The following is a 17139-nucleotide window of genomic DNA, read 5'->3' on the forward strand; positions in this document are numbered from 1 at the left end:
ATTGTCGGTGCCCCTGGTTATGGTGCTGGCATGACCTACGAATTCCAGATCGTCGTCGATTCGGCGGATCCGCACACGCTCGCCGACTGGTGGGCGGACATGCTCGGCTGGGACGTCGAGCCCAGTAAGGAGGACTTCATCAGGGAGATGATCGCGGCGGGCCACGCCACGGATGCGGACACCAAGACGCACAAGGGCGTGCTCGTCTGGCGCGAAGGGCAGGCGATCCTGCATCCGGACGGCTCGGGCAGGCGGATCCTGTTCATGCTGGTGCCGGAGGAAAAGACCGTGAAGAACCGCGTCCATCTCGATCTGCGGATCGGTGAGGACAAGCGGGAGGCCGAGCTCGAGCGCCTGACGGCACTCGGCGCGAAAGAACTGCACCGAGGCCGCCAGGGCCCGCACTGGTGGATCACGATCGCGGATCCGGAGGGCAATGAACTCTGTCTCAGCTGAGCTCGAGCCGGTCCAGCGCGCGCGGGAAGGCGTTCCCGAGCAGGTCCAGCTCCGGTTCGTCGGCGATCAGCGGTGGTGAGATCGCGAACCCCTTGGCGAGCGGGCGCACGAGCACGCCCTCCTCGCGGCAGGCACGCTGCAACTTGCCCGAAGCACCCGGATCGGCTTCGAGCACGTCGTCGGTGAGGTCGACCGCGGCCAGGAAGCCGAGCCCGGCACGGACTTCGGCGACCAGCGGGTGCGAGATCAGCCCCGACAGCACGTCGGCGAGCGGCTTCTCCAGCTCACGTCCGCGCGCGATCAGGCCTTCACGCTCATAGATGTCGAGCGTGACGTTCGCGGCCGCGCAGGCGACGGGATGCCCGGCGTACGTCGGGCCGTGCCGCAGGATCGGGGCGCCCGGCTTGCCGGTGAAGAACGGCTCGGCCACGCGTGGCGCGGCGATCAGCGCGCCCAGCGGGATCGTGCCGCCGGTGATGCCCTTGGCCACGGTGATCATGTCCGGCTGGACCGGCCAGCGGTCGATGCCGAACCAGGTGCCGAGCCGCCCGAACCCGGCGATCACGCAGTCGGCGACGAACAGCACGTCATGCCGCTTGCAGATCTCGGCGACGGCCTCGATGTACCCGGGCGGCGGCAGCTGCACACCGCCGGCGCCGATCACCGGCTCGCAGAAGAACGCGGCCACGCGTTCGGCGCCGACTCGCTGGATCTCCGCTTCCAGTGCGGCGGCGTCGTCGAACGGGACGTGCGAAACGGGCTCCTGCAAGGGTTCGAAGCCGACCCGGTTGGGGGCGAGCCCGCCGATCGCCGTGCCGAAGCCGTGCGTGCCGTGATACCCGAGCCGCCTGCCGATGAAGTGCGTCTTCTCCGGGCGGCCGGTGTGGAAGAAGTGCGCGCGGGCGACCTTCGCCGCGGTGTCGACCACGTCGCCGCCGCCGGAGGCGAGGAACACCTTCGAGCCGGGTGTCGGCGCGAGCGCGGAAACGCGCTCGGCCAGCTTCAGCGCGGGCTCGTTGGCGTAGTAACCGAAGAGGTTGTACGAGTCGAGCTTGCGCAGCTGCGCGGCGACGGCATCGGCGATCTCTTCACGGCCATGCCCGAAATTGGCATACCAGAGCGAGGCGGTCGCGTCGAAATACCGCCGGTCCTGATCGTCCCAGACGTACGAGCCCGCGCCTCTGGTGATGATCATCCGGTCGCCGTCGACCGCGCCCATGTCCGCGAACGGATGCCAGAGCGGGTTGGTCGGTTGCATCGTCACTCCTCACCTCTTTGGGGCAGGAACTCCTGGATCTCCTCGGCCGTGTAGCCGAGCTCGGCCAGCACGTCCGCGGTGTGCTGCCCGAGTGCCGGCGGCGGTGAGACCGGCCTGGCAGGCGTGCCGGACGCCTTCACCGGGAATCCCGTGCCCGTGTACGAACCCATGCGTACCACCTGATCCCGCTCAGCGGTCCACGGGTCGGCGTAGATGTCGTCGATCGTGTTGATCGGGCCCGCCGGGATGCTCGCCTCCTCGAAGCGCTTGAGCCAGTCGTCGGCGGGGCGCGTGAGCAGGACTTCGCCGAGCAGGTCGTTGAGTTCTTCGCGGTGCGCGGCGCGGGCCGCGTTCGACACGAACCGGGGATCCTCGGCTATGTCCAGGCCGAGCACCGAGCAGAACACGCGCCAGAGCTTCTCGGAGCCGACCGCGATGACGATCCAGCTGTCGGCCACCTGATACGCCTGGTACGGGACGATACTCGGGTGCGCCGAGCCCATCCGGCGCGGCCGCTTGGCGTCGTAGAAGGTGGCTCCGGCGGCGTAGACGTGCCAGGCCAGCTGGGTGTCCAAAAGCGACACATCGAGGTACTGACCCCGGCCGGTCGTGTGCCTGGCGTGCAACGCCATCAGCACCGCGATGATGCCCCAGGTGCCCGCGTTGAGGTCGGCGACGGGGAGGCCGACCTTCGCGGGCGGGCCCTCGGCCTCGCCGGTGAGGTCCATGATCCCGCCCATCGCCTGCGCGACCAGGTCGTAGCCGGGCTTGTCGCGGTACGGGCCGGTCTGGCCGAAGCCGGTGATCGACAGGTGGATCAGGCGGGGGTTCAGCTCGGCCAGCGCGGCGTAGCCGAGGCCCCAGCGCTCCAGCGTGCCCGGGCGGAAGTTCTCGACCAGCACGTCGGCGTCCGCGACGAGCCTGCGGACGGCGTCCTGGCCGCGTTCGCTCTTGAGATCGAGCACGATCCCACGTTTGTTCCTGTTGGCCGCGAGGTAGTAGACCGCGTCGTCGCCGACGAACGGCGGGCCCCACATGCGGGTGTCGTCGCCATGGCCAGGCGGCTCGACCTTGATCACGTCGGCACCCATCTCACCGAGGTACTGCGTGCAGTAAGGCCCGGCCAGGATGCGCGACAGGTCGACGACCTTGATGCCGTCCAGTGGTCTGGTCAAGTTGTCACCCTTATTGATTTCTGCTCGCGGATATAGACGAACGGCCCATTGACGGCACCCCACTGGTGATGTTGATTGTTGGGTGAGTTTGTGCAGAGTTGCGCACTCCTGGAGGAACCATGCGTCGTCTTGTCGTGTTCGTCGCCGCCCTGGGGGCCGCGACGACCGTGGTGGCCGCACCCGCGGTCGCCGCCGAAACCCCGGAAAGACCCGCGGAAGCGCCCGCCGCCGCTCCGCCGATGGGCTGGAACAGCTGGAACAAGTTCGCCTGCAACATCAACGAGCAACTGATCCGCGAGACCGCGGACGCGCTCGTCTCGTCCGGCATGAAGGACGCCGGCTACCAGTACGTCAACATCGACGACTGCTGGGCCGAGCTGAACCGCAACGCCGAAGGCAAGCTCGAAAACCACAAGACCCGCTTCCCGAGCGGGATCAAGGCGCTCGCCGACTACATCCACGGCAAGGGCCTCAAGCTCGGCATCTACACCAGCGCGGGCACACTGACCTGCGCCAAGACCATGCCGGGCGCGCTCGACCACGAGGACGTCGACGCGCAAACGTTTGCGGACTGGGGCGTCGACTACCTCAAGTACGACAACTGCAACAACCAGGGCAGGCCCGCGCTGGAGCGCTACACGAAGATGGGCGAGGCGCTGAAGAAGACCGGCCGCCCGATCGTCTACGCGCTGTGCGAGTGGGGCCAGAACAAGCCGTGGACCTGGGGCAAGGACGCCGGGGCGCAGCTGTGGCGCACCACCGGCGACATCAAGGACAACTGGGGCAGCTGGACCGGCATCCTCGACAAGCAGGTCGGCCTGGAGGCTTACTCCGGCCCCGGCGCCTGGAACGACCCCGACATGCTCGAGGTCGGCAACGGCGGCATGACCAACGACGAGTACCAGGCGCACTTCGCGCTCTGGTCGCTGATGAACGCGCCGCTGCTCGCAGGCAACGACCTGCGCTCGCAGTCCGAGGCGACGAAGAAGATCCTGCAGAACAAGGACCTCATCGCGATCAACCAGGACTGGGGTGGCAAGCAGGGCCACAAGGTCCGCGATGACGGCGACAACGAGGTCTGGGCGAAGCCGATGTCCGACGGCTCGACGGCCGTCGTGCTGTTCAACCGCGGCACCAAGTCCTCGTCGATCTCGACGCTGCCCGCGGAGATCGGCGCGGCGACGGCGTCCGGCTACCGTGTCCGTGACCTGTGGACCGGCGCCGAGACCGAGACCACGGGCACGCTGCGCGCCGCGGTGCCGAGCCACGGCGCGGCCGCGTTCCGGATCTGGCCGTCGAAGTTCCCGAGTGCCGCGCCGCGCACCACGCTTTCGGTGCAGGCGGCCGACTTCACGCCCCGCGACAAGCCGTTCACCACGTCGGTCGAACTCACCAACGACGGCTCGACGCCCGCGTTCCTGGGCAAGGTCTCGCTGACCGCGCCGACCGGCTGGAAGGTCGACGGCCGCGCCGACGAGTTCGTTCTCGTTGTCCTGCCAGGGAAATCGTGGAAGCACACCTGGACGGTCAGCCCGGTCGCCCCGGCCGGTGACAAGGTTTCGGTGACCTCGCATACCGAATACTGGACGCTCTGGGGAAAGCAGGCACTCGACACCGACGGCACGACACCACTGGTGACCGCGCCCGCGGCGGGCACGACCGCGTTGTCCCAGGCCGCGTGGATCTCGGCGGAGAACGGCTTCGGCCCGGTCGAACGCGGCAAGAGCAACGGCGAGTCCAAGGCGGGCGACGGCAAGCCGATCACCATCGGCGGCGTCGTCTACCCCAACGGCCTCGGCGTGCACGCGCCCTCGAAGGTGCGCTTCTACCTGGGCGGCGGCTGCAAGTCGTTCAGCTCGATCGTCGGCCTCGACGACGAGAAGAAGATCGGCACGGTCGCCTTCGCGGTGCTCGGCGACGGCAAGACACTCGCGTCGACCGAGGTGCTGAAGACCGGCCAGTCCCAGCCCATCGACGTCACCCTCACCGGCGTCCAGGTCCTCGACCTGGTGGTCACCGACGGCGGCGACGGCAACAACTCCGACCACGCTGACTGGGCCAACGCCTCGATCACCTGCTGACCCACCCGGCGAAAAAAATCCCAATGTGGCTTTCGTCAGCTTCGAGCTGACGAAAGCCACATTGGCGGCCGGAAAACTGACCAATGCCACATTGGGATTTTTTTCCGCGGCGGGGGTCATGGGTCGGTGCGGGCGTGGGCGGCCAGGAGCTGGGTCTCGGCGTCGCGGAGGTAGGTGTCGAGGGCTTCGGCGGCGTCGGTGAAGCGGGCGCGCTCGAGTTGCTTGAGGATGCGGGCGTGGCGGTTGAGGTAGGGCTCGAAGAAGGCCCTGGTGTTCTCCGTGAAGACGAAGACCAGGCGGGTTTCGGCGAGGACCTGGCGCATGGTCTCGGTGACGCGGTGGCTGCCCGCGAGGTCGGCGAGCGCCTGGTGGAAGTGGATGCTCGCCGTGCCGACGGCTCGCCAGTCCGAGGTGGCCGCGGCGGACTGGCCGTCCGAAAGCGCCTGAGAGACCGGGGAAAGGTCCAGCGAGGGGCGTTCGGCCGCGCGACGCAGCGCGCCGCATTCGACGATGCGGCGGACCGCGTAGAGGTCGGCGATGTCCTCGGCCGTCAGCTCGCGGACGAACACGCCGCGGTTGAGCTGGTGCACCGCGAGACGTTCGTGCGCGAGCAGCTGGAACGACTCGCGCAGCGTGTTGCGGGAGACGCCGAGCGCGGCGCTGATGGCGGGCTCGGAGAGCCGGGTGCCCGGCGGGAAGTCGCCCTCGGTGATGCGCTGGCGCAGGATGGCCGCGACCCGCTCGGCCGTGCCGCTGCGCTCGAGCAGCTCACGGTCTTCCTGCAGCCTGGCAGCATCGAGGGAGCCCACTACTTCACCCCGAGATCGAAGTCCAGGCTGTAGCGGTTGTTCGGCATCGCGCCGGCGGCCTTGGCACCGTCGATCGGGAGCAGCACGCCGTTGATGAAACGCGATTCGTCCGACGCGAGGAACACCACGGCCTTCGCGACCTCCCACGCCTCGCCGATCCGCGCGGCCGGGGTGCTCGCGACGAGCGCGTGCTGCTTGGCCTCGAACTCCTCGGGCGAGGCGAGCGTGCCGCGCAGCATGTCGGTGTCGATCGCGCCGGGGTTGACCGTGTTGGCGCGGATGCCCTGATGCGCGTGCGCGACGGCGATCGACTTGGTCAGCCCGACCAGCGCGTGCTTGGTGGCGTTGTAGACCGGGTCGCCGGGACGGCCCATCACGCCGCCGTTGGACGAGGTCGTGATGATGCTGCCCGATTTGCGCTCGATCATGCCCGGCAGCACGGCCCGCGTGCCGAGGAACGCGGCGCGCACGTTCAGCGCGAAGATGGTGTTGAACTCGTCCAAAGTGGTCTCGGCAAGAGGCTTGCCCAGGTGGATGCCGACGTTGTTGAACAACACGTCGATACGGCCCGCGCGGGTCAGCACGTCCTGGACGAAGGTGTCGACGTCGTTCTCGTCCGTCGCGTCCACAATGGAGTGTGAGTAGTTCTCGTGGTCCAGCTTCTCCGCTGGCTCGCGGATGTCGCTGGCGTACACGGTGGCACCCTCGGCGAGGAACTCCTTCACCGTGGCGAGGCCGATGCCCCGCGCACCGCCGAAGACCACCGCGACCTTGTCGGCCAACCGGCCCATGTTCATCTCCTTAACCGCGAGGTCGATTCCTCGTCGACGACATAGTCTTCCGGCAACCGGACCAGCGCGTCCGGCTCGCCGATGTAGCGCACTTCGACGCCATAGTCCGCACGCGCCGATTCGATCGACACGTACCCGTCCACGACATCGGCGAGCACCGCGAGCGGGTCTCGCTCGAACGGCGCTCCGTAACCGCCGCCACCGGGCAGCACCACCGAGACGACCGCGTCCGGCGCCAGCGCGACCCGGCTCTTGCTCGGCAGATCCTCACCGGACACGAGCCCGAACACACCCGGAGCCCCGGCTCCGCCACCGTCCACACCGGACGCGGGACGCAGCGTCCGGTCGACGTTTCCGTTGACACTCCACGAGATCTCGCCGCGCGCGGCCATCGACGTGCTTTGCCCGAGCCCGCCGCGCTGACGGCCGACACCGCCGGAGTCCTGCCGCAGCACTCGCTCCAGCTGCACCAGCGGCGCCATCGTCTCGATGACCTCGGTCGGCGTCGAGCGCAGTCCACTCGGGAATCCCGTGGTGCTCAGGCCGTCCTTGCCAGCCCGCGCGCCGATGCCGCCGGTCTGGAACACGTTGAGCATGAACTCGCCATCCGCGCCGACGCCACGCCAGATCGTCATCCACAACGCGTCCGCGCTGTGCGCCAAAGCGTTGCCAGGCAACGCTTTGTGCAGCGCACTGATGAGCAGCGACGGCAGAAAATGCCCGATAAGATGCCGGGACGCGACCGGTGCCGGGCTCACGCAGTTGAGCACGGAACCCTCGGGCGCGGTCACGTGCACCGGCCGGAACGAGCCCGCGTTGTGCGGCACCTCGGGTGAGATCGCGGCTTTCACCGCGAACGACGCGTACGCGCGGGTGTAGTTGAGCACCACGTTGATCCCGCGTTTGCTCTGCGGCGACGACCCGGCGAAGTCGAGATGGATGTCCTCGCCCGCGATGGTCACGGTCGTCTTGAGCGTGATGTCTTCGTCGTCGAACCCGTCCGTGCGCATCTCGCTGGTGTAGACGCCGTCCGGCATCTTCGCGAGCGCGTCGCGCAGCGCCCGCTCGGAGCGGTTCATGATCTCGGCCGCGACCTCGTCGATCGACTCCAGGCCGAACTCGTCGAGCAGCCGGACCAGGCTCGCCGCCCCGACCTCGTTGCCGGTGACCTGCGCGTACAGGTCCCCGATGGTCTCCTCGGGCGTGCGGACGTTGACGCGGATCAGCAGTTCCAGGTCGGCGTTGACCACCCCGGCGCGCAGGAATTTCATGATCGGCAGCCGCAGGCCCTCTTCGAAGACCTCGTTGGCCTCGGCCGAGACGAGCCTGCCACCGATGTCCGGCGCGTGGCAGCACGACGCGAACCACGCGACCAGCCGCCCGCGCAGGAACACCGGCGTGGCCACGGTGATGTCGTTGATCTGCCCCGCGGTCTGCCAGGGGTCGTTGGTGAGCAGCACGTCGCCGGGTTCGAGCGTCTCCGGCGGGTACGCGGCGACGAAGTGGTGCATCCCGGTCGCCATCGCGTTGATGTGACCGGGGGTGCCGCCGACGGACTGGCCGATCATCTCGCCGCGTGAGTCGAACACCGCGCACGCGAGGTCGAGCGACTCGCGGACCACCGCCGAAAAAGCGGTGTTGACCAGCGCGTTCTGCTGCTCGGCGAGAATCGAGTGGAGCCGGTTGCCGATCACGCCCACCAGGATCGGGTCGACGCTCATACGGTCACCACCAGGCTCGCGTCCTCGCGGACCGCGCAGGTCGCGCCGGGTGGAACGACCACTGTGGACTCACGCTCCTCCACGATCGCCGGGCCTTCGACCTCGTCGCCAGGCACCAGACGGTACCGATCGAACACCGCCGTATCGACAAATCCACCCGCTTGGGGGAAATATGCGGGCCGCGAGCCCTTACGCGCGTCTCCGCTGCCCACACCCGTCCGAAGCCGCAGTGTCACGTCCGGCGCTGGTCCACTTGAGACGACCCGCCAGTTGAGCACCTCGACCGAGACGTCCGGGCCGGTGCGCTGATAGAGGTTCCGGTACGTGGACACGAACTCGTCGATCAGCTCGCCCGGCCAGTTCGACCCGTCGCCGGTCACCGGCACGCGGATCTCGTAGCCCTGCCCGGCGTAGCGCATCTCGGCGATCCGCGAGTGCGTCACGCCGGATTCGCCGAGCAACGCCGCGCCCTCGGCTTCCATCTCGGCGAACAGCGCGTCGACCTGTTCCCAGGTCAGCTCGTGCACGCCCGCGCGTGAGGACCGCACGAAGTCGAAGGCCAGCGGCGCGGTCAAGAACCCGACCGCGCTCATCACGCCCGCCGCCGGTGGCGCGACCACCTGCGGCGCGCCGAGCGCCCGCGCGACGCCGACGCCGTGCACCGGCCCGGCGCCCCCGAAGGTGAACATCGGCAGTTTCGCCGGGTCCTTGCCCCGCTCGACGGCGTGCACGCGCGCGGCGTTGGCCATGTCCTCGTTGACGCTCGAATGGATGCCGTACGCGGCCTCTTCGACGCTGACGCCGAGCGGCTCGGCGATGCGCTTCCGGATCGCCTCGCGCGCCCCGGATGCGTCCAAAGTCATTCCCCCGCCAAGGAAATAGCCAGGGTCGAGATAGCCGAGCACGAGGTCCGCGTCGGTCACGGTCGGCTCGGTGCCGCCCCGGCCGTAGCAGACCGGGCCCGGCTCGGAACCCGCCGAATCGGGGCCGACGGTCAGCAGCCCGAGCGCGTCGATCCGGGCGATCGACCCGCCGCCGACGCCGATCTCGATCATGTCGGTGACCGGCACCTTCACCGGCAGCCCCGACCCCGGCAGCAGCCGGTACTTACGGTCCACTTCGAACTCGTGCGTGACCAGCGGCGTGCCGCCGGAGATCATGCACAGCTTCGCCGTGGTGCCGCCCATGTCGAACGCCAGCAGGTCCGTCTCCCCCGCCGCCGCGCCGAAAGCGGACGCCGCGAGCGCGCCGCCCGCCGGCCCCGACTCGAGGATGCGGATGGGATACCGGGCGGCCGTGTCGACGGTCGCGATGCCGCCGTTGGACAGCATGATGTGCGGCGACGGCCCGACACCGGCCGCGTGCAGGCGGCGTTCGAGGTCACGCAGATACCGCTCGGTCAGGTCCTGGACGTAGACGTTCGCGACCGTGGTCGACGCCCGCTCGAACTCCCGGATCTCCGGCACGACCTCGGACGACAGCGCGACCCGCAGCCCCGGCGCGACCTCGCGCAGTATCTCGGCGGCCCGCTGCTCGTGCGCGGGATTGGTGAACGCGTGCAGGAAGCAGATCGCGACGGCGTCGATCCCGCGCGCGGCGAGTTCCTTGCCCAGCCGGGAAACGTAGTCCTCGTCAAGTCCCTTGTGGACGGACCCGTCGGCGAGGATCCGCTCCGGGACGTCGAAGCGAAGATGCCGGGGAACCAGCGGCGTCGGCAGCTCGATGAGCAGGTCGTACAGCTCGTACCGATGCTCGCGCCGCATCTCCAGTACGTCCGAAAACCCTGCCGTGGCAAGCAAAGCGGTCCGCGAGCCCTTGCGCTCGATCAGCGCGTTGGTCACCAGCGTCGTGCCGTGCACGAACTGCTCGACATCGGAAGCGAGTAGCCCGGCCTTGGCGAGCGTCTCCGCGAGACCGGCTTCGACGGCACGCGCGGGCTCGTCGTGCGTGGTCAGCACCTTGCCGACGGCCACGATCCCGGTCTCGTCGAGCACGCAGAGATCGGTGAACGTGCCGCCGATGTCGACACCCACGCGCAGCTTCATCGGCGATACCACCGGGGCGAGGTGTTCAGCGGCGGCCGGAGCCGGGCGCGCACGACCAGCACGTTCGGCTCGTCGGCCTCCACCATCTCCGACAGCAGGCGCCGGAACGCCCGCCCGAAGCCGGAAACGCGCTCGGCGTGCACCCCGAACGACCTGGCCAGGCCCACGAAATCGGGGCTGTCCCAGTTGACCCCGCGCTGCGGCAGTCCTTCGCGCTCCTGGTCGAACCGCAGCATGCCGTAGCCGCCGTCGTCGACGATGATGATCGTGGCGGGCATCCGCTCCTCGGCCAGCGTCGCAAGCTCGCCACACGCGAACAGGAACCCGCCGTCCCCGCTGACGCAGATGGCCCGCCCGGTGCCCGCCGCCGCGGCGCCGAGCGAGGCCGGGAACCCGAAGCCGAGCGTTCCCCAGCCCATCGGATACGCGAACTTGCGCGGCGCGGGGATGCGGTGGAAGCCGCCCGCCCAGTACCCGGCGACGCACATGTCGGCGACGAGCACGGCGTCCCGCGGCAGCACTTCTTCCAGCGTGGCAAGGAAATCCGCGGCCTGCGGCTCCTCTTCGCGAATACGGTGGCGCACCTTCGCCGCGATCCGCTTGAGCCCGACGGTCAGCTCGGTCAGGCCGGACCGCTGCGGCACGTCGAGCGCTTCGGTGATCGCGCGCGCGTCGCCGGTGAGCATGACGTCGACCGGGTAGTTCTTGCCCGCGTCCTCGGGGTCGACGTTGATCGCGATCAGCTTCGGTGGCCGGGGCATGGCCCAGTTCTGGGTCATCAGGCCGTCGAAGTCGGTGCCGATGGCGAGCACCACGTCGGCCTCGTCCCACAGCGCGCCGACCTCGGGCGCGTGCACGGGGTTCGGCGCGAGGCACGGGTGGTCGAGCGGCAGCAGGCCGCGCGCGGCGAACGTGGTGATCACCGGCGCGGCGATCCGCTCGGCGAGCGCGCCGATGGCGGGCCCGGCACCGGAGCGCAGCGCGCCGCCGCCTGCCCAGATCAGCGGCTTCTTGGCCTTGCCGAGCAGCCGCTCCGCCTTGCCGAGGTCGGGCGTGCTCAGTGCCGCGAACACCTCGGTCGGCGGGTCGAAGTCGCGGGCCACGTTCTTGAGGAAGTCGGTCGGGATGCCCAGGTAGACCGGCCCGCTCTGCGGTTCGAGCGCCTTGCGCGCCGACTGGTGCACGGCGGAGGCGATCTCGTCCGCGCTGCTCACCGTGTACGTCGCCTTGGTCACCGGCGCGAACATCGCGGCCTGGTCCGAGGTCTCGTGCAGCACGCCGCGGGTGACGCCGGGGCGGCGCAGCGTCGACGGGATGTCGGTGGCGATGACCAGCACGGGCGAGGCGGACGCGTGCGCCTCGCCGACCGCGCCGAGCGTGTTCGCCGCGCCGGGCCCGGTGGTCACGATGGCGACGCCGAGCTTGCCGGTGGCGCGGGCGTACCCGTCGGCCGCGTAGCCGGCGGTCTGCTCGTGGCGGACGCCGATCAGCTTGATCTCGGTGTGGGCCAGCGCTTCCCAGATCGGCAGGTTGTGCACTCCGGGAAGGCCGAAAACTACTTCGACGTCGAGAGCCGTCAAGGCTTCTGCCAGGCGCCTGGCGCCGGTGATCGTCGTGGGCACGGCGGCCATGGTGCCAGATCGTTCAACGATCCGGCAATGGCTCGACGTCATTTCGATCGTCGCCGCCTCGGGCCGCGGCTTCCTAAGGTGTGAGCCATGGCCGGCTCCCCGAACCCGATCGCGCTCTCCGAACGCGGATGGCGGATCACGGCCGCGTTGTTCTGCGTCTTCCTGCTGCCCGTGCTGGTGGAGATGTATCAGCAGCGGCAGTGGATCGCCCCGCTGTTCGGGGCCGCGCTGCTCTACTCGGTCAGCTACGTGTTCGGCCTCTGGCCGGTGCGGCGCCGGTCGCTGCCGTGGCGGCTGGGTTTCCTGCTCTGGATGTTCGGGCTCTACCTGGCGATCGAGAGCGGCACGCACGGCAGCCAGTACCCCATGCTCTCGTTCGTGCTGGTCACGATCATGGGCGTGCTCCGGCCGCCCGCCGCGATACCCGGCGGGCTGGCGCTGGTGGTCGGCGTCGGCCTCTTCGTCGAGGTGCACGTGGTCGACATCGTCGTGCTGGTCGCCAGCACGGTCGCCATGCTGGGCATGTTCACGCTGGTCGTGACCAATCAGAAGCTCAGCGAGGCACGCAACGAGGTCGCCAACGCGGCGGTCGAACGCGAGCGCGCGCGGTTCGCGCGGGATCTGCACGACGTGCTCGGGCACAGCCTGACCACGATCACCGTCAAGCTCTCGCTGATGCGGCGGCTGCTCGAAGACGGTGACCCCGAAGCGGCGTTGCGCGAGGTCGCGGACCTGGAGGAGCTGAGCAGGCAGGCGCTGGCCGATATCCGGTCGACGGTCGCGTCACGGCGGCAGGTGTCGCTGGCGACCGAGCTGGCGAGCGTGCGCGAGCTGCTGCGGTCGGCCTCGATCAAGGCGACGCTGCCGTCGGCGGTCGACGACGTGCCCCCGGCGCTGCGTGAGCCGTTCGGGCATGTGCTCAGGGAAGGCATCACCAACGTGGTGCGGCACAGCGGGGCGACCCGATGCGAGGTGACGCTGACGGCGAACTCGCTGGAGATCATCGACGACGGCACCGGGAAGGCGGTGCTGATGGGGAACGGGCTGAGCGGGCTGACCGAGCGGATGGCCGCGCTCGGCGGCGCGCTCGAGGCCGGGCCGGTGCCCGGGGGCGGCTTCCGGCTCCGGGTGTTCGTGCCGGGGCCGCGATGATCAGGGTGCTGCTGGCCGACGACCAGGCCGTGCTGCGCGGAGCGCTGGCGCGGATGCTGGACATGGAGTCCGACATCGAGGTGGTCGCGCAGGTCGGCCGCGGCGACGAGGTGGTGGCCGCCGCCCGGCTGGCGATCCCGGACGTCGCGCTGCTCGACGTGCAGATGCCCGGCCTGGACGGGGTGGCCGCCGCGTCCGCGCTGACCGCGGCGCTGCCTGGGTGCAAGATCGTGCTGCTGACCACCTTCGGCCTACCCGGGTACCTGAGCCGGGGCATCGCGGCGGGCGCCGTCGGTTTCGTGGTCAAGGACGCGCCGCCGGAACGGCTGGCCGAGTCCGTGCGGCAGGTGCATTCGGGGCTGCGCGTGATCGACCCCGACCTGGACTGGCTTTAACCGTAGAGCTTCTCGGCGTACCCGGGGCCGTAGTACGCCTCCAGCTCTTCGAGCGAATCTTCTTTGCGCTCATAGGTTTTCGCGATGTGTGCCCGGCTCGGGAGGTCTTCGGGGCGCCAGGTTTCCGGCTTCCACAGCTGGGACCGGAGGAACGCCTTCGAGCAGTGATAGAAGACTTCTTCGATCTCGACGAGCAGCGCGAGCATCGGGCGGTTGCCCTTGACGATCATCTCGTCGAAGAACGGCGCGTCCTTGAGCACCTTGGCGCGGCCGTTGATGCGCAAGGTGTCGCCGCGCCCGCCGAGCAGGTAGATCAGCCCGACATGCGGGTTGGAGAGCACGTTGAGGAAGCCGTCGACGCGGCGATTGCCCGGCCGCTCGGGGACCACGATCGTGGTGTCGTCGAGCACGTGGGTGAAACCGGCCGGGTCGCCTTTGGGGGAAACGTCGCACCTGCCGTCGGCGTCCGATGTCCCGACCAGACAGAAAGCCGAGGAGGCCAGCCACTGCCGGTCGAGTTCGCCCAGCCTCGGCCTGACCTTGGTCGCGGTGCGCCACAACGGGTCGCCGACGTACTCGCGCAACTCGGCCTGCGAAGTGATCTCCGATATTTCCCCAGCGTCCGTCATATGGACAGCCTAGTTTCGCTTTTTGACCCGCCGCCAGTGTGCGTACACTCGGGCGTCCGCGCGGAAGGTGGTTCGTCTATGCCGTTGATGCCCGTGACCGACTCGATGTTCCTGCTGGTGGAGTCCAGGGAACACCCCATGCACGTCGGCGGGCTCCAGCTGTTCCAGAAACCCGAGGGCGCCGGCCCCGACTATCTGCACGAACTCCGGCGGGATCTCCTCGCGGATTCGAACATCCGCAACCTGTTTCGGCGGCGGCCCGCGCGCCCGGTCAACCCGCTCGGGCACATCGCCTGGTCGACGGACACCGACCTCGAGCTGGACTACCACTTCCGGCATTCCGCGCTGCCGCAACCTGGCCGCGTCAGGGAACTGCTGGAACTGACGTCACGCTGGCACAGCACACTGCTCGACCGGCATCGCCCGCTGTGGGAGATCCACCTTGTCGAGGGCCTGCACGATGGCCGTTTCGCGATCTACAGCAAGATCCACCACGCGATGATGGACGGCGTCTCCGCGCTCCGGCATCTGCAGGGCACCCTGTCGGACAGCCCGGATGACCGGGATTGCCCGCCGCCGTGGGGTTCGCGCAAGCCCCAGCCGACGGTCCGGCGCAACCGCCAGCTCGCGGGCTCGATCTTCGAAGGCGCGGGCAAGACGCTGGCGCAGCTGCGCGGCATGGCGCCCGCCGCGTTCAAGGTGGCCAACGAGGCGTTCCGCGAGCGGACGCTGACGTTGCCGATGCAGGCGCCGAAGACCATGTTCAACGTGCCGATCGGCGGCGCGCGGCGGTTCGCGGCGCAGTCCTGGTCGCTCGACCGGGTGCGCGGGGTCGCCACGGCGGCCGGGGTGTCCCGCAACGACGTGGTGCTCGCGATGTGCTCGGGCGCGCTGCGCGATTACCTGATCGAGCAGAGCGCGCTGCCGGACGCGCCGATGATCGCGATGGTGCCGGTCTCGTTGCGGCGCCGGAACGATCCGGGTGAGGCGTCGGGCAACCACATCGGCGCGATGCTCTGCAATCTCGCGACCGACCAGAAGGATCCGGCGGTCCGGCTCGCGACGATCCACCAGTCGATGCGCAACGGGAAACGGCTCTTCTCGGAGCTGACGCCGTTGCAGACGCTGCTGCTGTCGGCGATCAACGTGGCGCCGCTGGGGATTTCGCCGGTGCCGGGGTTCGTGAACAACACGCCGCCCGCGTTCAACCTGATCATCTCGAACGTGCCGGGGCCGCGGAAGCAGATGTACTGGAACGGGGCGAAACTCGACGGCATCTACCCGGCGTCGGCGCTGCTCGACGGGCAGGCGCTGAACATCACGCTGACGAGCAACGCGGACCGGCTCGACTTCGGGATCACCGGATGCCGCCGCAGTGTCCCGCACCTGCAACGGATCCTGACCCACCTCGACACCGCGCTGGCGGAACTCGAGGCGGCCACGGCTTAAGGACTCGTGAGTGTTCCCGACGGTTCTAACCGTCGGGAACACTCACGACCATTTCAGCTGCCGTCGGCGTTGTAGATGCCGCCCGGGGTGACGACCCAGAGCTGGCCGTCGGGGCCGGCGACCTCGTCACGGGTGCGGCCGAGGTTGGTGTAGATCTTGCCGCCCGCGCCACTGGTGTTCAGCTTGTAGGTGCCGCCCTTGAGCGCGGACATGTACAGGCTGCCCTTGTAGAACGCGATGCCGCTGGGCGTGGCCGAGGAGGTCGGCCAGGTCTTGACCGGGTTGGTCATGCCCGCCTGGTTGCAGCTGCCCTCGCACTTGGGCCAGCCGTAGTTCTTGCCCGGCTCGATCTTGTTCAGCTCGTCGACCGTGCTCTCGCCGATCTCGGAGCTGTACAGGGTGCCGCCCGCCCAGGTCAGGCCCTGGACGTTGCGGTGGCCGTAGGAGTAGACGGGGCTGTTGAAGGGGTTGCCCGGCGCGGCCTTGCCGTCGGTGGTGATGCGCAGGATCTTCCCGCCGAGCGAGTCCTTGTTCTGCGCGTTGTTGCCGTTCTTGGCGTCACCGGTGCCCGCGTAGAGGAAGCCGTCGGGGCCGAACTTGATCCGGCCGCCCTGGTGGAACTGGGCGCCACGCGGGATCCCGGTCAGGATCGGGGTCGGCGCCTTGGTCTCGCCCAGCTTGAACTTGGCGATCCGGTTGTCGGAGCCGGTGGTGAAGTAGATGAACACGGTCTTGTCGACCGCGAACTTCGGGGAGACGGCGAGGCCGAGCAGGCCTGCTTCCTTGGTCACGCTGACGCCGGGGACGTCGAGGACCTTGGTGACCTTGCCCGACTTGTCGAGCGTGCTGACGGTCTTGGCGTCCTTCTGCGTGAAGATCGCCGTGCCGTCGGGCAGGAAGTCCACCGCCCAGGCCTCGTCGAGACCCTTCGCGACCTGCTTGATCGACTGGATTGAGACATCGGCGGGCACTGCCATGGCGGTGCCCGCCATGACGAGGGCCGCTGTGGCGGACGCGATCGCGGCGGTGAGATAGCGACGCTTGGACAAGGTAACGCCTCCTTGGGGTACTTCGGACGGCGGAACCGGACGTTCGGAACATCCAGCGATGTTGGATATAAACACACCGACTAGCCGAAGGGAACCACCAGACGAAGGTGCGAAAGCGCTTACATCCGATGTTAGGGAGCACGCTACGTGATCTTCCCTGGGTAACGATACGACATAGGTAGGAAGCTTTACGAATACTCCGCCTAGTTTGGCTCAATGTCTTCCATTCGGCGCCCTGACGCTTCTAGGGTGGCCGTGCTCGGTCCGAGCTCTCCACTGATCGTCCAACGCCGGGCGACTAGAGATCCGAGGAGTCAACAATGATCGAAACCACTGAGGTTTGGACGACGCCCGACTTCGTCGAGTACGAGACCCCGATGGAGGTCACCGCGTACGCGGCCCGCATGGAGGACTGATCTCCCTGTGAACGGCGGGGCCGGGTTCACCCGGTCCCGCCCCCGCCGTCGCGCGGAAGTGTCCCACTGACCGGTCGATCGG

At 68.8% G+C, this 17139-nt stretch carries 14 protein-coding genes and 1 pseudogene; 6 read left to right on the forward strand and 9 right to left on the reverse strand.

Annotation, left to right across the window (positions count from 1 at the left end):
- The first annotated feature begins 30 nt into the window (after positions 1-30).
- The gene (locus BLV57_RS16490; protein ID WP_091289617.1) at positions 31-456 is read left to right on the forward strand and encodes a VOC family protein; all 426 of its coding nucleotides are present in this window, start codon (positions 31-33) and stop codon (positions 454-456) included.
- Here the strand turns inward: BLV57_RS16490 and BLV57_RS16495 are convergent.
- Positions 449-1714 (reverse strand): aminotransferase family protein, encoded by a 1266-nt coding sequence (locus tag BLV57_RS16495; protein ID WP_091289618.1) that lies wholly within the window; start codon positions 1712-1714, stop codon positions 449-451. The genes BLV57_RS16490 and BLV57_RS16495 overlap by 8 nt on opposite strands.
- Positions 1715-1716: 2 nt before the next feature.
- A complete protein-coding gene (locus BLV57_RS16500; RefSeq protein ID WP_091289619.1) occupies positions 1717-2889 on the reverse strand; it encodes a CaiB/BaiF CoA transferase family protein in 1173 nt (390 codons plus the stop codon).
- Between the two features lie 119 nt (positions 2890-3008).
- On the opposite strand from BLV57_RS16500, the gene BLV57_RS16505 reads away from it, so the two are divergent.
- Entirely contained in the window at positions 3009-4970 is a 1962-nt protein-coding gene (locus BLV57_RS16505; protein ID WP_091289620.1) for an NPCBM/NEW2 domain-containing protein, read from the forward strand.
- Positions 4971-5086: 116 nt separating this feature from the next.
- On the opposite strand, the gene BLV57_RS16510 is transcribed toward BLV57_RS16505, so the two are convergent.
- The 5 genes from BLV57_RS16510 to BLV57_RS16530 are packed head-to-tail and all read right to left on the reverse strand — an operon-like array spanning position 5087 to position 11967.
- Positions 5087-5779: a GntR family transcriptional regulator gene (locus BLV57_RS16510; protein ID WP_091289621.1), complete on the reverse strand. Its 693-nt coding sequence runs from the start codon at positions 5777-5779 to the stop codon at positions 5087-5089.
- A complete protein-coding gene (locus BLV57_RS16515) occupies positions 5779-6570 on the reverse strand; it encodes an SDR family NAD(P)-dependent oxidoreductase (RefSeq protein WP_176968646.1) in 792 nt (263 codons plus the stop codon). The genes BLV57_RS16510 and BLV57_RS16515 overlap by 1 nt, the downstream gene beginning before the upstream one ends.
- A gap of 2 nt (positions 6571-6572) precedes the next feature.
- A complete protein-coding gene (locus BLV57_RS16520) occupies positions 6573-8291 on the reverse strand; it encodes a hydantoinase B/oxoprolinase family protein (RefSeq protein WP_091289623.1) in 1719 nt (572 codons plus the stop codon).
- A complete protein-coding gene (locus BLV57_RS16525) occupies positions 8288-10336 on the reverse strand; it encodes a hydantoinase/oxoprolinase family protein (RefSeq protein WP_176968647.1) in 2049 nt (682 codons plus the stop codon). Before BLV57_RS16525 ends, BLV57_RS16520 begins: the two co-directional genes overlap by 4 nt.
- Positions 10333-11967: a thiamine pyrophosphate-binding protein gene (locus BLV57_RS16530; RefSeq protein WP_245757350.1), complete on the reverse strand. Its 1635-nt coding sequence runs from the start codon at positions 11965-11967 to the stop codon at positions 10333-10335. The genes BLV57_RS16525 and BLV57_RS16530 overlap by 4 nt, the downstream gene beginning before the upstream one ends.
- 87 nt (positions 11968-12054) lie before the next feature.
- Here BLV57_RS16530 and BLV57_RS16535 point away from each other — a divergent pair, with 87 nt between their 5' ends.
- A complete protein-coding gene (locus tag BLV57_RS16535; protein ID WP_091289625.1) occupies positions 12055-13119 on the forward strand; it encodes a sensor histidine kinase in 1065 nt (354 codons plus the stop codon).
- A pseudogene (locus BLV57_RS16540) lies at positions 13116-13502 on the forward strand (response regulator); the annotation flags it as partial. The gene BLV57_RS16535 and the pseudogene BLV57_RS16540, both read left to right, overlap by 4 nt.
- A gap of 8 nt (positions 13503-13510) precedes the next feature.
- Here BLV57_RS16540 and BLV57_RS16545 read toward each other — a convergent pair.
- Complete coding sequence (locus tag BLV57_RS16545) at positions 13511-14143, reverse strand: pyridoxamine 5'-phosphate oxidase family protein (RefSeq protein WP_091289627.1); 633 nt, start codon at positions 14141-14143, stop codon at positions 13511-13513.
- A gap of 78 nt (positions 14144-14221) precedes the next feature.
- Here BLV57_RS16545 and BLV57_RS16550 point away from each other — a divergent pair, with 78 nt between their 5' ends.
- Positions 14222-15592, forward strand: coding sequence for a WS/DGAT/MGAT family O-acyltransferase (locus BLV57_RS16550; RefSeq protein WP_091289628.1), 1371 nt, complete (start codon positions 14222-14224; stop codon positions 15590-15592).
- A 53-nt stretch (positions 15593-15645) separates the two neighbouring features.
- Here the strand turns inward: BLV57_RS16550 and BLV57_RS16555 are convergent, their stop codons facing one another.
- Entirely contained in the window at positions 15646-16641 is a 996-nt protein-coding gene (locus BLV57_RS16555) for a PQQ-dependent sugar dehydrogenase (protein ID WP_245757351.1), read from the reverse strand.
- Between the two features lie 320 nt (positions 16642-16961).
- Here BLV57_RS16555 and pqqA point away from each other — a divergent pair, with 320 nt between their 5' ends.
- Positions 16962-17057, forward strand: coding sequence for a pyrroloquinoline quinone precursor peptide PqqA (pqqA, locus tag BLV57_RS16560; RefSeq protein ID WP_091289629.1), 96 nt, complete (start codon positions 16962-16964; stop codon positions 17055-17057).
- Positions 17058-17139 lie beyond the last annotated feature (82 nt).

Source organism: Amycolatopsis xylanica, from assembly GCF_900107045.1.
GTDB lineage: Bacteria > Actinomycetota > Actinomycetes > Mycobacteriales > Pseudonocardiaceae > Amycolatopsis > Amycolatopsis xylanica.

Excerpts from the sequence above, each read along its gene's own strand:
- pqqA (WP_091289629.1), top strand. The coding sequence starts at position 16,962 with ATGATCGAAACCACTGAGGTTTGGACGACGCCCGACTTCGTCGAGTAC.
- BLV57_RS16535 (WP_091289625.1), top strand. The coding sequence starts at position 12,055 with ATGGCCGGCTCCCCGAACCCGATCGCGCTCTCCGAACGCGGATGGCGG.
- BLV57_RS16490 (WP_091289617.1), top strand. The coding sequence starts at position 31 with ATGACCTACGAATTCCAGATCGTCGTCGATTCGGCGGATCCGCACACG.
- BLV57_RS16520 (WP_091289623.1), bottom strand. The coding sequence starts at position 8,291 with ATGAGCGTCGACCCGATCCTGGTGGGCGTGATCGGCAACCGGCTCCAC.
- BLV57_RS16505 (WP_091289620.1), top strand. The coding sequence starts at position 3,009 with ATGCGTCGTCTTGTCGTGTTCGTCGCCGCCCTGGGGGCCGCGACGACC.
- BLV57_RS16495 (WP_091289618.1), bottom strand. The coding sequence starts at position 1,714 with ATGCAACCGACCAACCCGCTCTGGCATCCGTTCGCGGACATGGGCGCG.
- BLV57_RS16525 (WP_176968647.1), bottom strand. The coding sequence starts at position 10,336 with ATGAAGCTGCGCGTGGGTGTCGACATCGGCGGCACGTTCACCGATCTC.
- BLV57_RS16530 (WP_245757350.1), bottom strand. The coding sequence starts at position 11,967 with ATGGCCGCCGTGCCCACGACGATCACCGGCGCCAGGCGCCTGGCAGAA.
- BLV57_RS16550 (WP_091289628.1), top strand. The coding sequence starts at position 14,222 with ATGCCGTTGATGCCCGTGACCGACTCGATGTTCCTGCTGGTGGAGTCC.
- BLV57_RS16545 (WP_091289627.1), bottom strand. The coding sequence starts at position 14,143 with ATGACGGACGCTGGGGAAATATCGGAGATCACTTCGCAGGCCGAGTTG.
- BLV57_RS16515 (WP_176968646.1), bottom strand. The coding sequence starts at position 6,570 with ATGGGCCGGTTGGCCGACAAGGTCGCGGTGGTCTTCGGCGGTGCGCGG.